Consider the following 13387-nt stretch of genomic DNA (forward strand, 5'->3'; position numbering starts at 1 on the left):
CGGCGATTCAGACGGGGCGCACTTTCACATTGTGGCGGCCTAAGCACTGTCTTAAGCTGGCCAAAAGATGAATTGCCCCGCAGCGCGGGCGCAGCGGACCGGGCGGACTGAAAGGTAGACCATGGCGACGAATTCAGGCGGCGACAGCAAGAACACCCTCTATTGCAGCTTCTGCGGCAAGAGCCAGCATGAAGTGCGCAAGCTGATCGCAGGCCCCACCGTGTTCATTTGCGATGAATGCGTTGAACTGTGCATGGATATCATCCGTGAAGAGACCAAGGCCTCGGGCCTCAAGGCCACCGACGGCGTGCCGACGCCCAAGGATATCTGCCAGGTTCTGGATGATTACGTGATCGGCCAAGCCACCGCCAAGCGGGTGCTGTCGGTTGCTGTGCACAATCACTACAAACGTCTGAACCACGCCCAGAAGGCAGGATCAGATATCGAACTGGCGAAGTCGAACATCCTGCTGATTGGCCCCACCGGCTGCGGCAAGACGCTGCTGGCGCAGACGCTGGCGCGGATTCTGGACGTGCCCTTCACCATGGCCGATGCGACCACGCTGACCGAAGCGGGCTACGTGGGTGAGGATGTCGAGAACATCATTCTGAAGCTCTTGCAGGCGTCCGAGTACAACGTCGAGCGGGCGCAGCGCGGCATCGTCTACATCGACGAGGTCGACAAGATCACCCGCAAGTCGGAAAACCCCTCGATCACCCGCGACGTGTCGGGCGAGGGCGTTCAGCAGGCGCTTCTGAAATTGATGGAAGGCACCGTGGCCTCGGTGCCGCCGCAGGGCGGGCGCAAGCATCCGCAGCAGGAATTCCTGCAAGTGGATACTACCAACATCCTGTTCATCTGTGGCGGTGCGTTCGCGGGCCTCGACAAGATCATCGCGCAGCGCGGCAAGGGCTCCGCAATGGGCTTTGGCGCCGATGTGCGTGACAATGACGAACGCGGCGTGGGCGAGATCTTCAAGGATCTGGAGCCGGAAGACCTGCTGAAATTCGGCCTGATCCCGGAATTCGTCGGCCGCCTGCCGGTTCTGGCGACGCTGGAGGATCTGGATGAGGACGCGCTGGTCACCATCCTGACCAAGCCGAAGAACGCGCTTGTGAAACAATACCAGCGCCTGTTCGAGCTGGAAGACACCGAACTGGACTTCACCGAGGAAGCGCTGAGCGCGATTGCAAAGAAAGCAATCGAACGCAAGACCGGTGCCCGTGGCCTGCGCTCGATCATGGAGGATATCCTGCTGGATACCATGTTCGATCTGCCGGGCATGGAGAGCGTCACCAAGGTGGTTGTGAATGAGGAGGCGGTGACCTCTGACGCGCAGCCGCTGATGATCCATGCGGATGCCGAGAAAGAGCCGGCCTCAGCGGGCTGAGCGGCAATAAGTCACTATCATGCGGCGCGGAATTTTCCGCGCCGCTTTCTTGTTGAGGAGAGCAACATGATCAAGCGGATTTCTTCGGGCGGTGAGTTCGAGGCCAAGATCGGCTATTGCCGCTCCGTGGTGGCCGGCGGTTTCGTGCATGTGGCAGGCACTGTCGGGCAGGGCGACGATGTCGTTGCCCAGTGCCGGTCGGCGCTGGACACTATTGCGGCCGCTCTGGAGAAGGCGGGCGCCAGCTTTGCCGATGCGGTGCGGGTTAACTACTATCTGCCGGACGCGGTGGAGTTTGAACCTTGCTGGCCCATTTTGGCCGAGACCTTTGGCGACAACCCTCCAGCGGCCACCATGGTGGAGTGCAATCTGATTGATCCCAAGTTCCGGATCGAGATCGAATTGACTGCGCTGGCGCCTGCTGAGGGGTGACTTGGCCGGCAGCGCAGCCGCGGCTGAGGTGAATCTGCCAAATCCCGCCAAGTCACAGGCTGTCCAGGGTGCAAGCCACTGGACCTTGGCGGGAATTTGGGCCATATCGAAGTCGGAAAAATCCGGAGGCACCCATGGGAATCCTGAACACTCTTCTGCGCGCTGTGACATGGTGGAACGGCTCCACCCTGAACACCCGGATCTTCACCGCCCGTAAGGGCATTAAGGTGGGTGAGGATGATCAGGGCAACGTGTTCTACCGCAATGCGGACGACAGCAAGCGCTGGGTGATGTTCAACGGCGAAGTGGAAGCGTCCCGCATCAACCCTGACTGGCACGGCTGGCTGCACCGCACCTTTGACGAGGTGCCGAGCGAGAAGCCGCTGATGCATAAGGCCTGGGAAAAGCCGCATCAGGAAAACCTGACCGGCACCATGTTGGCCTATGCGCCGGCCGGTTCCATCCGCGCTGGCGGCGAGCCGAAAGAGCGCCGCGATTACGAGGCCTGGGTGCCAGAGTAAACACATCTGCCAAAAAGGCTGATTTCATGTCCCATAATCCCACTGAAGTATTTGCCGGCGGCATCGTGCTGGCGGCGGCAGTCGGCTTTGCCGTTTATGCCGGACAGGCCGCTGGCCTCTCCCGCGGCGGTTCCACCTATGATCTGACAGCGTCGTTCCGTTCGCTGGAAGGCGTCAGCGTTGGAACCGACGTGCGGCTGGCCGGGGTCAAGATCGGCACCGTGACCGGTGTCGAGCTGAACCCGGAGACCTTCCGGGCCGACACCGTATTTTCGGTCAAGGAAGGGATTGAGGTCCCTGACGACAGCGCAGTGGTGATTTCCTCCGAAGGCCTGTTGGGCGGCAATTTCGTCGAGATCATGCCGGGCGGCTCACCCTTTGCCTTCGAACCTGGCGATGAGATCGAGGATACCCAGGGCGCGGTCAGCCTGATTTCGCTCCTGGTGAAATTCGTGGCAGGCGGCGGAGAAGAGTCTTGAGACACCTGGCTGCAGCACTGACGGCTGCCCTGCTGGCGCTGCCCGCCTTGGCGCAGGAGCAGGCCACCCAAGGGACGGCGGCGGTGCTGCGGGCACTGGATAAAGTTAACGGCCATTCCCTGGATGCCGAGGTGGCCATTGGTGCCAGCGCCGAGATGTTCGGCCTGCTGGTGACCGTCCGGGACTGCCGCTATCCGGCGGAGAACCCGACCGGGGACGCCTATGCCTTCTTGTCGGTGCAGGACCCCAAGAACGGTGCAGAGCATTTCCAGGGATGGATGATTGCCTCCAGCCCGGCGCTGAATGCGCTGGACCACAACCGCTACGATGTCTGGGTTATCCGCTGCAAAAGCAGCTGAGGGTCCGGTACCGGCGGCCGCATAAAATCCGCCTCCTTTTCCAAAGCCTCGCGCAGCAGCGCGCGGTAGCGCGCGCGGGTGACCTCGACCCCGCCGAGGGACGCCAGGTGCGGGGTCAGAAACTGCGTGTCGCACAGGGTGAAGCCCGCCTGCACCAGCCGGTCGGTCAGGTAGGCCAGCGCCACCTTGGAGGCGTCGCGGCGGCGGGAGAACATGCTTTCGCCAAAGAACGCGCCGCCCAGTGTAACGCCATAGGTGCCGCCTGCCAGCTCGCCCTTGTGCCAGACCTCCAGCGAGTGGGCGTTGCCCATCATATGCAAATCCATATAGCGGTCGCGGATTTCGCTGTTGATCCAGGTTTCGGCCCGGTCCGCACAGCCATCCACCACGCCCGCGAAATCCCGGTCCACGGTGATCAGGAAGCCGCCGTTTCGGATGCGCTTGGCGAGCGAGCGGGAGATGCGGAAGCCGTCCAGCGGCAGGATTCCGCGCCGCTTGGGATCGACCCAGAACACTTCGGGGTCGTCGCGGTGTTCGGCCATCGGGAAAACACCGGCGGAATAGGCGTGCAGCAAAAGATCGGCAGTCAGGCTCATGATGCCGCCAGTATAAAGGGGAAAGGCAGGGAAAAGTAAAACGGGGCGCAACCGGATGGTGCGCCCCGCGGTGTTTCAGCCCGGCGTGTTTTCTTCCAGCCAGCGTTCCAGCCAGTGGATGCCGTAGTTGCCGGTGTGGATGTCTTCTTCCTGCAGCAGCGCATGGAACAGCGGCACGGTGGTGTCGATGCCGTCGATGATCAGCTCGCCAAGTGCGCGGTTCAGGCGCGCCAGCGCCTCGGTCCGGTCGCGTCCGTGCACGATCAGCTTGCCGATCAGCGAGTCGTAGTAGGGCGGGATTGAGTAGCCATCATAAAGCGCCGAATCCATCCGGACACCCAGGCCGCCGGGCGCGTGGTACTGGGTAATCTTGCCCGGGCAGGGCGAGAAGTTCGGCAGTTTCTCGGCGTTGATCCGCACCTCGATGGCGTGGCCGTTGATCTCCAGGTCATCCTGGGTGAACGACATCGGCAGGCCTTCGGCGACCCTGATCTGCTCGCGCACCAGGTCGACGCCGAAGATGGCCTCGGTCACCGGGTGCTCCACCTGCAGGCGGGTGTTCATCTCGATGAAGTAGAACTCGCCGTCCTCGTAGAGGAACTCGACGGTGCCGGCGCCGGAATAGCCCATCTTGCCCACGGCGTCGGCGCAGATCTTGCCTATCTTGGCGCGTTCTTCCGGGGTGATGCAGGGGCCGGGGGCTTCCTCGAAGACCTTCTGGTGGCGGCGCTGCAGGGAGCAGTCGCGCTCGGCCAGGTGGATGCCGGTGCCCTTGCCGTCGCCAAAGACCTGAACCTCGATGTGACGCGGCTTCTGGAGGTATTTCTCCATATAGACTTCGTCATTGCCGAAGGCGGCCTTGGCCTCGGAACGGGCGGTGGAGAAGGCCGAGACCAGCTCTTTCTCGTTCTTGGCCACCTTCATGCCGCGGCCGCCGCCGCCGGCGGTGGCCTTGATGATCACCGGGTAGCCCATGTCAGCTGCAGCCTTCTTGGCTGCCGTGATGTCGGGCACGCCGCCTTCGGAGCCGGGCACCACCGGGATGCCGAGGTTCTTGGCGGTTTCCTTGGCGGTGATCTTGTCGCCCATGATGCGGATATGCGCCGCGGAAGGACCGATGAAGGTCAGGCCGTGGTCTTCGATGATCTGCACGAAGTTGGCGTTTTCCGACAGGAAGCCGTAGCCCGGGTGGATCGCCTGGGCACCGGTGATCTCGCAGGCGGAGATGATGGCCGGGATCGACAGGTAGCTTTGGGCGCCTGACGGCGGGCCGATGCAGACCGATTCATCGGCCATGCGGACGTGCATCGCGTCGGCATCAGCGGTGGAATGCACCGCGACGGACTTGATGCCCATCTCGCGGCAGGCGCGGATCACGCGCAGGGCGATCTCGCCGCGGTTGGCAATAAGGATCTTGTCAAACATGGCAGACCCTTATTCGATGATGACCAGAGGGGACCCGAATTCAACGGCGGCGCCGTCTTCGACCAGGATGCGCTTCACGGTGCCTGCCTTGGGCGCAGGAATGTGGTTCATGGTCTTCATGGCTTCGACGATCAGCAGGGTATCGCCTTCGCTGACCTGTGCGCCGACGGAGATGAAGGAGGGCGCGCCGGGTTCCGGCTGGAGGTAGACGGTGCCGACCATCGGCGAGGTCACGGCGCCGGGGTGGCTGGCCGGATCGTCGTTTGCGGCTGCCGGGGCGGCAGCGGCAGGCGCGGCTGCGGCGGCAGTCGGTGCGGAGGCAGGCACCTGTACCTGCACCGGCGCGGCGGCCATTGCGGTCTGGCGCGATACGCGCACGTTCAGGCTGTCATCATCGCCATAGTCGCGTTTGACCTGCAGTTCTGTCAGGTCGTTTTCGCGCAGCAGTTCCGCCAGCGCCTTGATGAATGCCACGTCAGCTTCGTGAGATTTGTTTGTCATATTGTCCTCAGCCAATTCCGACAGGCCCGCCGATTAGGGCGGGCAGGAAATTAGGGCGCTTATAGGGCAAGGATTACCGCAAGGAAAGCACTCCTGAACTGCGCTGTAACATGAGGTCTATGGCGCGGATTCGCAATTGCCGGCGGGAAATTCCTGCCTAAAGCGGCATTCCGGTCAGTTTTGCCACCAGTTCCGGCAGCTTGCGGGCGCCGAATTTCTGCAGCAGATGCGCGCGGTGGCTTTCCACAGTGCGGTAGGACAGGTCCAGCTGCTTGCCGATTTCCTTGGCCGACAGGCCCTTGCAGGTGAGGATCGCCACCTCGCGCTCGCGCGGGGTGAGGGAGACGACGGGACGGTCGTCGGAAATGTCGGCAAAGGACCAGATGCCGGTCTGAAACGGCGCCTGCGGCGTGACCGACCGCCCGCGCACCCGGCACCAGAACAAGGCGCCGGAGCGGCGGCGCATGATGCGCTCGTCGCTGTAGCTGCCGCTTTGCGCCTCAGGCTGCTGCAGCAGGGCGCCGATGCGGTTGAAGTCCTCCTGGCTGGGATAGAGCTCAGCAATCAGCATGCCGGTATAGTCGCCGGGTGCGCCGCCAAAGGTCGCGGCGAATTGCAGGTTGCACCGGGTGATGACGCGGCGTTCCAGAACCGCGAGGCCCACGGGGGCATGGTCAAAGGCAAGATCGCTCATATGGTATTCTTACGCAGGTATTTTTGCGGAATTGAAGGGCTTTGCCTGTGCGTGCCAGTTTCCGGCCGCAACAGCAAGCCGGGGAGGGGAAGAGGATGAATATCGCAGTATGGCTGGCACGGATGGCGGCGGCAGAGGGTGCGCGCCCGGCGCTGTACTTGGGGCAGGCGCTTATGGCGGATTACGCCGGGTTCCATGCGCGCGCGGCCTCTGTTGCGGGCTGGCTGCAGGGGCAGGGCATCGCGCCGGGAGACCGGGTCGGTATCTTCATGAAGAACTGCCCGGACTACCTGATCGCGCTTTACGGCACCTGGTATGCCGGTGCGGTTGCTGTTCCGATCAATGCCAAGCTGCACGGCAAGGAGGCGGAGTTCATCCTGCAGAACTCCGGTGCCTCTCTGGTATTCACCGCGCCGGGGCTGACGGAGGCGGTTCAGGAGGCTGAGGCCGCAGTGCGCTGCGTGGATATCACCGGCACGGAGTATGCCGTTGCGCTGCAGGCGGATTCTGTGGCGGAACCTGCCTCGCGCCTGCCGGGGGATCTGGCCTGGCTGTTTTACACCTCCGGCACCACCGGGCGTCCCAAGGGGGTGATGATCACCCACCGGATGCTGATGAACATGGCCATCGCCTATTTCGCTGACGTGGATCAGGTGAGCGCAGAGGACCACGCGCTGTATGCGGCACCGATGAGCCACGGTGCGGGGATCTATGCCATCCAGCACGTGCTGGCGGGTGCGCGCCATGTCTGCCCGGAGTCGGGCGGCTTTGACGAGGCGGAGATTTTCGATCTTGCCGCGCATTTCGGGCGGGTTCACATGTTTGCCGCACCAACGATGGTCACGCGCATGACCTCAGAGGCCAAGCGGCTGGGCCGCGAGGGCGAGGGGCTGCGCACCGTCGTTTATGCCGGCGGGCCGATGTATGTCGCCGACATCATTGAAGCGGTGGCGCATTTCGGCCCGGTCTTCGTGCAGGTCTACGGTCAGGGCGAATGCCCGATGGCGATCACCGCGCTGCCGCGCGAGGACGTTCAGGACCGCGTGCATCCCCGCTGGAAGGAGCGGCTGGCCAGCGTCGGCAAGGCGCAGAGTGTGGTGGAAGTGCGGATTGGCACGCCGGAGGGTGAATTCCTTCCCGCAGGGAGCCATGGCGAGATCATGGTGCGGGGCGACGCGGTGATGCCCGGGTACTGGCAGAACCCCGAAGCCACGGCCAAAACGCTGGTCAACGGCTGGCTGATGACCGGCGACATGGGGGTGCTGGACGAGGATGGCTACCTGACCCTGCAGGACCGCTCCAAGGATCTGATCATCACCGGCGGCTCCAACGTCTACCCCCGCGAGGTGGAGGAGGTGCTGCTGATGCATCCGCAGGTGCGCGAGGTTTTCGTGGTGGGCCGTCCCCATGCGGACTGGGGCGAGGAAGTGGTGGCCTTTGTCGTGGGTGATGCGCCGGACGCGGAGCTGGACGAGCTGTGCAACAGCCGGATCGCGCGGTTCAAGCGGCCCAAGGCGTACTTGCGCATCGAAGCCCTGCCCAAGAACAACTATGGCAAGGTGCTGAAAACCGAGCTCCGCAAGCGGCTGGCGGGGAGCCGGTAGCGGCAACAGGGGTTCAGGCGGCGGTTTTGTAGACTTGCCACCTGTCCGGCAGCCCCTTCAGTTCGTGCGAGCCCAGGGATTCGAAGCAGAAGCCGGACCCGGCTACCAGATCCTTGACCGTGCGCGAGACAACGATATCGCCTGGCTGCGCGAGGTCCGCGATCCGTGAGGCGATGTGGACCGCCAGCCCGCGCACATCGTCCTCGGTGATCTCGACCTCGCCGGTATGCACCGACACCCGGATATCCAGCCCGAGCTGGGCGATGGCGTCGCGGATGGCGCTCGCGCATTGGATGGCCCGGCCGGGGCCGTCAAAGGTGGCAAGAAAGCCGTCGCCCAGCGATTTGATCTCCCGCCCGTCGAACAGGCGCAGTTCCTGCCGCACCCGGCTGTCATGGGCGTCTTTCAGGCTTCGCCAGGCGCTGTCGCCCATGGCCTCAGCGCGGGCGGTAGAGCCCACGATGTCGGTGAACACGATGGCGGCCAGTACCCGGTCAACAACCGGTTCGGGCTTGGCGCCGGTCACGAACTCCTCGATTTCCGCAACGATCTGCGCTGCCTCCGGCCCGAGGAAGGGGAAATGATCCACCCCCGGCAGCTCAACCAACCGGGCTTTCGGGATGCGGGCCGCCAGGGTGCGCCCGCCTTCGATATCAATCAGCGCATCCTCGGTCTTGTGCAGCACCAGCGCGGGCGCCTTGATCGCCGGCAGGATGGCGGTGATGTCGATCTGGCTGTTGACCTTCATGATCTCGATCACATCGCGGGGCGATGCGCCGGTGCGCTCGTATTTGCCCCACCAGTCCTGGATCTGGAGATCCCCGGCCGTTGACGGGCAGAACAGCGGCAGGCTGGTGCCGCTTCCCCACGCGGTTTCGGCGTAGTCGAACAGCTCCTGCAGTGACTCCTGCGTCGGGAACCAGGAGGTGAAGCTGGCAAAGGCCCCGTAAAGGATCAGATGCTCGCAGCGCCGGGCATGGTAGGCTGCGAACACAGCGGCAAGGGAGCCGCCCTCTGAAATCCCCATGACCGATGCGGTGTCAAAGCCGACAGCATCCATCACCGCGCGGATGTCATCCATCCTCTTGTCCATGTCCGGAGTCGCCACGCCGCGGTCCGACAGGCCGGTGCCACGCTTGTCGAACACCGCGACACGGGCGAAATGGCCGATCCGTTCCAGCCAGCGGGCAAAGCCCGGCTCGTCCCAATAGGTTTCGATCTGCGAGATGAAACCCGGCACGAACACCAGGTTACGCGGCCCGCTGCCAAAGGTCTGATAAGCGATATGGACATCGCCGCTCTTGGCGTATTGCGTCTGTGGTCTCATGGTCAGCCCCCGTTGACGGCAATTTGCGCAGCGGGTCCGGGGCACAGAGTGCCGGGAAGTGGAGCGATAGGCGGCGAGGCTGCGCCGCGCCGCTGCGAGCCTTCCCACTCACTTTAGCAAATTCCGGCTGCGAAGTCAGTTTCGCAGGCCGCGCAAAAAAAGAGGCCAGCCCTGAATGGAGCCGGCCTCAGTCTGCCACTGCCGGCACGCGGGTGGCCGGCAAGACGGAGATGAATTCTTGGCGCGCGCCTCAGATCGCCAGGTATTCGGCGCGCAGTTCCTCGTTTTCGAGAACCTCGGCGGCGGTACCGTCAAAGACGATGCCACCGGTATCGAGGATCACCGCACGGTCCGCCAGTTCCAGGGCGCGGACCGCGTTCTGCTCGACAATAATGGTTGTCATGCCCTGTTCCTTGATGTGGATGAGGGTCTTTTCGATCTCGTCGACGATCACCGGCGCGAGGCCCTCGTAAGGTTCGTCCAGCAGCAGCACCTTGATGTCGCGGGCCAGCGCGCGGGCAATCGCCAGCATCTGCTGTTCGCCGCCGGACAGGGTCACCCCTTCCTGCTTGCGGCGTTCGCCAAGGCGCGGGAACAGGTCGTAGAGGCGCTCCAGCGACCAGCCGATGGGCGGGGCGATCTGCGCAAGCTGCAGGTTTTCCTCCACCGTCAGGCCGGGGATGATGCGGCGGTCTTCGGGCACCAGGCCCAGGCCCTCAGCAGCGGCTTCATAGGACGTCATCTTGTGCAGCGGTTTGTGATCCAGCCAGATCTCGCCGCGGGTCACCATGGGTGAGCCGGTGCGGGCGATCGAGCGCAGGGTCGAGGTCTTGCCCGCGCCGTTGCGGCCCAGCAGTGCCAGGATCTCGCCCTCGTGGACGTTGAAGCTGATGCCCTGCACGATGTAGCTCTCGCCGTAATAGGCGTGCACATCCCAGACCGACAGGAAAGCCGGGGCGGTGGTGGCCACGTTGGCGTTCTTGGAGAAATCGGGTTTCACATTCATGGTGTTTCTCCTTTACGCGCTTTCGCCCAGGTATGCTTCGCGCACCTTGGGGTTGCCGCGGATGTTCTGCGGATCGTCCTCGACCAGCGGGGTGCCTTGCGCCAGCACAGTGATCCGGTTGGCGAGGCTGAACACCACATGCATGTCGTGCTCGATGATGGCGATGGTGATGTCACGCTCGTCGCTGATCTGTTTCAGCAGGTCGATGGTGTTGTTGGTGTCGGCCCGCGCCATGCCGGCGGTGGGCTCATCCAGCAGCAGCAGACGCGGCTCCTGTGATAGGCACATGCCGATCTCCAGCCGCCGCTTGTCGCCGCGGGACATGGCGGCGGCGTGCATGTGCCGCTTGTCCGCCATATTCATTTCTTCCAGCATGTGCTCAGCCTTTTGCAGGATGTCCTTCTGTTTCAGCACCGCGGACAAAGCGTTCAGCTCAAACGCGCCATCCCGTTTGGCAAAGCAGGGGATCATCATGTTTTCCAGCACCGTCAGGTCGCCGAAAATCTCCGGCGTCTGGAACACGCGGCTGATGCCCATCTGGTTGATTTCGTAAGGAGCACGGCCCAGCACCGACTGGCCGTCGAACATGACGGAACCGGTGTCGGGGATCAGTTTGCCCACCAGGCAATTCAGCAGCGTGGACTTGCCGGCGCCGTTCGGACCGATGATCGCATGGACCGAGTTTTCCTGAACGCTGAGGTTCACGTTGGACAGTGCCTGCAGGCCGCCGAACCGTTTCCCCACGTCTTTGACTTCAAGGATACCCATTGTTCTGTCTCCTTATTCCGCGGGGTTGGTTTCGCCAGAGGCGTTGCTGTCTTTGGCCTTGCGGCCGCGCAGCCAGCCCTTGATCCGCTGGCCGCCCTCAACAAGGCCACCGGGCAGGAAGATCACCACCAGCATGAACAGAATGCCCAGGGTCAGGTGCCAGCCCTTGCCGATGAAGGGGTGGATGATGAACACCACTGCGTCCTCCATCCCGTCCGGCAGGAAGCTGAACCAGGTGTGCAGCACGTTGTCGTTGATCTTGGAGAAGATGTTCTCGAAGTACTTAATGAAGCCTGCACCCAGGACCGGGCCGATCAGCGTGCCGGCACCGCCGAGGATGGTCATCAGCACCACCTCGCCGGAGGCGGTCCACTGCATCCGTTCAGCCCCCGCCAGCGGGTCCATCGAGGCCATCAGCCCGCCTGCAAGACCCGCATACATTCCGGAGATAACAAAGGCCGCCAAAGTATAGGGACGGGTGTTAAGGCCGGTGTAGTTCATCCGCTGCTGGTTCGATTTCACCGCCCGCAGCATCATGCCGAAAGGCGAGCGGAAGATGCGGATCGCCAGATAGAAAGCAGCCAGCATGATCAGCGCGCACAGGTAGTAGCCGGCATTGAACTGGAAGGCCCAGGGGCCGACAGCCAGTTCGAAGGTGGAGCGCATTTCCAGCCCGAACAGGTTGGTCACCGGGATCGAGCCGTCCGCGGTGGCGGAGACACCCAGGATCCGGGGATCTTCCAGCGTCAGCTGCAGGCCGGTCTCACCGTTGGTAACCGGGGTCAGCACCGAATAGGCCAGGTTAAAGGACATCTGCGCGAAGGCCAGTGTCAGGATCGAGAAGTAGATGCCGGAGCGGCGCAGGCTGATAAAGCCAATGAGCAGGGCGAACAGGCCCGCGACGATGACCGACAGCACAATAGCCGGGATCACGTTCATGCCAATGAGCTTGAACATCCAGACGGCGGAGTAGGAGCCGGCGCCGAGGAAGGCCGCGTGGCCGAACGACAGGTAGCCGGTGAGGCCGAACAGGATGTTGAAGCCGATGGCGAAGATCCCGAAGATCACGAAACGCTGCATCAGGTCCGGATAGCCCGCGTTGAACTGCGCCATGGCGCTGCCGGTCGGGAAGGGGTTCAGGATGAAGGGGGCGAACAGCGTCAGGCAGGCGACGATGATCAGCAAAGAAGTATCTTTTTTATCCAGTCCGAACATGTCTTAGTCCTCCATCACGCCTTTGCGGCCCATCAGGCCCCGCGGACGGGTCAGCAGAATGATGATTGCGACCACATAGATGATGATCTGGTCGATGCCGGGGATCAGAGATTTGATCTCGTTCATCGAGGCAAAGCTTTCGAGCACACCCAGCAAGAAACCCGCCAGCACCGCGCCGGGCAGGGAGCCCATGCCGCCGACAACCACCACCACGAAGCTGAGAACCAGGAAATCCATGCCCATGTGGTAATTGGGTGAGTTGATCGGTGTGTACATGACGCCGGCCAGGCCCGCGACGGCGGCGGCGATGCCGAACATGATGGTGAAGCGGCGGTCGATGTTGATGCCCAGGAGGCCCACCGTCTCGCGGTCGGCCATGCCGGCCCGCACCACCATGCCGAAGGTAGTGAACTGCAGGAAGCTGAAGATGCCGCCGATAATCAGCACAGCGAAGAAGAAATAGACCACGCGCCAGACCGGATAGACGATGTCCATGCCGATGGCTGCGCCCAGGTTCACAACGCCGTTCAAGGCATCCGGAGCCGGGGTCTGGATCGGGTTGGCGCCATAGAAGTATTTCACCACTTCCTGCAGCACGATGGCGAGGCCGAAAGTTACCAGGATCTGGTCGGCGTGGGGGCGCTTGTAGAAGTGCTTGATCAGGCCGCGCTCCATCACGTAGCCGACGCCGATCATGATCGGGATCGCAAACAGGATCGCAAGCGGCACCGCCCAGTCGATGATGCTGCCGCCGATATCGGGGCCGAACCAGGCCTCCACATAGGGGGTTTTGACCTTGAGCGGGTTGCCCAGAAAGTCTTTCTGGGATTCGTCCACGAGCTCAAAGCTGAGGTTCAGGATGCGCTGCAGGGTGACGGCGCAGAAGGCGCCGATCATGAACAGCGCCCCATGGGCGAAGTTCACCACGCCCAGCGTGCCGAAGATGAGTGTCAATCCCAGCGCGATCAGCGCATAGGCCGAGCCTTTGTCGAGCCCGTTCAGGATTTGCAGGAGAATGGCGTCCATGGGTCCCACCGTTAGTCAGGTTGGGGAAGGCCCGCCCGGCGGGG

At 63.0% G+C, this 13387-nt stretch carries 15 protein-coding genes; 6 read left to right on the forward strand and 9 right to left on the reverse strand.

The window, feature by feature from the left end:
• Positions 1 to 121: 121 nt before the first annotated feature.
• From clpX to GKC28_RS00395, 5 genes are all read left to right on the forward strand, one after another.
• Positions 122 to 1390, forward strand: a complete 1269-nt coding sequence (clpX, locus tag GKC28_RS00375) for an ATP-dependent Clp protease ATP-binding subunit ClpX (protein WP_174144456.1) — start codon at positions 122 to 124, stop codon at positions 1388 to 1390.
• Positions 1391 to 1456: 66 nt separating this feature from the next.
• Positions 1457 to 1822 carry a RidA family protein gene (locus GKC28_RS00380; protein ID WP_174144458.1) on the forward strand — a complete coding sequence of 122 codons (366 nt, stop codon included), beginning with the start codon at positions 1457 to 1459 and terminating at the stop codon, positions 1820 to 1822.
• 134 nt (positions 1823 to 1956) lie between these two features.
• Positions 1957 to 2343 (forward strand): NADH:ubiquinone oxidoreductase subunit NDUFA12, encoded by a 387-nt coding sequence (locus GKC28_RS00385; protein ID WP_174144460.1) that lies wholly within the window; start codon positions 1957 to 1959, stop codon positions 2341 to 2343.
• A 26-nt stretch (positions 2344 to 2369) separates the two neighbouring features.
• Entirely contained in the window at positions 2370 to 2822 is a 453-nt protein-coding gene (mlaD, locus tag GKC28_RS00390; RefSeq protein ID WP_174144462.1) for an outer membrane lipid asymmetry maintenance protein MlaD, read from the forward strand.
• Entirely contained in the window at positions 2819 to 3181 is a 363-nt protein-coding gene (locus GKC28_RS00395; protein WP_174144465.1) for a DUF2155 domain-containing protein, read from the forward strand. The genes mlaD and GKC28_RS00395 overlap by 4 nt, the downstream gene beginning before the upstream one ends.
• On the opposite strand, the gene aat is transcribed toward GKC28_RS00395, so the two are convergent.
• The 4 genes from aat to GKC28_RS00415 all read right to left on the reverse strand — a co-directional run bounded on the left by aat (position 3145) and on the right by GKC28_RS00415 (position 6397).
• Positions 3145 to 3777, reverse strand: a complete 633-nt coding sequence (gene aat, locus GKC28_RS00400; RefSeq protein ID WP_174144467.1) for a leucyl/phenylalanyl-tRNA--protein transferase — start codon at positions 3775 to 3777, stop codon at positions 3145 to 3147. The genes GKC28_RS00395 and aat overlap by 37 nt on opposite strands.
• Before the next feature lie 75 nt (positions 3778 to 3852).
• Positions 3853 to 5202: an acetyl-CoA carboxylase biotin carboxylase subunit gene (gene accC / locus GKC28_RS00405; protein ID WP_174144469.1), complete on the reverse strand. Its 1350-nt coding sequence runs from the start codon at positions 5200 to 5202 to the stop codon at positions 3853 to 3855.
• Positions 5203 to 5211: 9 nt separating this feature from the next.
• The gene (gene accB / locus GKC28_RS00410; protein ID WP_174144471.1) at positions 5212 to 5703 is read right to left on the reverse strand and encodes an acetyl-CoA carboxylase biotin carboxyl carrier protein; all 492 of its coding nucleotides are present in this window, start codon (positions 5701 to 5703) and stop codon (positions 5212 to 5214) included.
• A 157-nt stretch (positions 5704 to 5860) separates the two neighbouring features.
• Complete coding sequence (locus GKC28_RS00415) at positions 5861 to 6397, reverse strand: PAS and helix-turn-helix domain-containing protein (protein ID WP_174144473.1); 537 nt, start codon at positions 6395 to 6397, stop codon at positions 5861 to 5863.
• 95 nt (positions 6398 to 6492) lie between these two features.
• On the opposite strand from GKC28_RS00415, the gene GKC28_RS00420 reads away from it, so the two are divergent.
• Complete coding sequence (locus GKC28_RS00420; protein ID WP_174144475.1) at positions 6493 to 8001, forward strand: class I adenylate-forming enzyme family protein; 1509 nt, start codon at positions 6493 to 6495, stop codon at positions 7999 to 8001.
• A 13-nt stretch (positions 8002 to 8014) separates the two neighbouring features.
• On the opposite strand, the gene GKC28_RS00425 is transcribed toward GKC28_RS00420, so the two are convergent.
• From GKC28_RS00425 to GKC28_RS00445, 5 genes are all read right to left on the reverse strand, one after another.
• Positions 8015 to 9328 carry an adenylate/guanylate cyclase domain-containing protein gene (locus GKC28_RS00425; protein WP_174144477.1) on the reverse strand — a complete coding sequence of 438 codons (1314 nt, stop codon included), beginning with the start codon at positions 9326 to 9328 and terminating at the stop codon, positions 8015 to 8017.
• 250 nt (positions 9329 to 9578) lie between these two features.
• Positions 9579 to 10334: an ABC transporter ATP-binding protein gene (locus tag GKC28_RS00430; RefSeq protein WP_174144479.1), complete on the reverse strand. Its 756-nt coding sequence runs from the start codon at positions 10332 to 10334 to the stop codon at positions 9579 to 9581.
• 12 nt (positions 10335 to 10346) lie between these two features.
• A complete protein-coding gene (locus GKC28_RS00435) occupies positions 10347 to 11102 on the reverse strand; it encodes an ABC transporter ATP-binding protein (protein WP_008557057.1) in 756 nt (251 codons plus the stop codon).
• 12 nt (positions 11103 to 11114) lie between these two features.
• Positions 11115 to 12317, reverse strand: a complete 1203-nt coding sequence (locus GKC28_RS00440; RefSeq protein WP_174144481.1) for a branched-chain amino acid ABC transporter permease — start codon at positions 12315 to 12317, stop codon at positions 11115 to 11117.
• A gap of 3 nt (positions 12318 to 12320) precedes the next feature.
• Positions 12321 to 13343 carry a branched-chain amino acid ABC transporter permease gene (locus GKC28_RS00445; protein ID WP_174144483.1) on the reverse strand — a complete coding sequence of 341 codons (1023 nt, stop codon included), beginning with the start codon at positions 13341 to 13343 and terminating at the stop codon, positions 12321 to 12323.
• Positions 13344 to 13387: the final 44 nt, after the last annotated feature.

It is taken from the genome of Leisingera sp. ANG59 (genome assembly GCF_013317235.1).
Taxonomy (GTDB): Bacteria; Pseudomonadota; Alphaproteobacteria; order Rhodobacterales; family Rhodobacteraceae; genus Leisingera.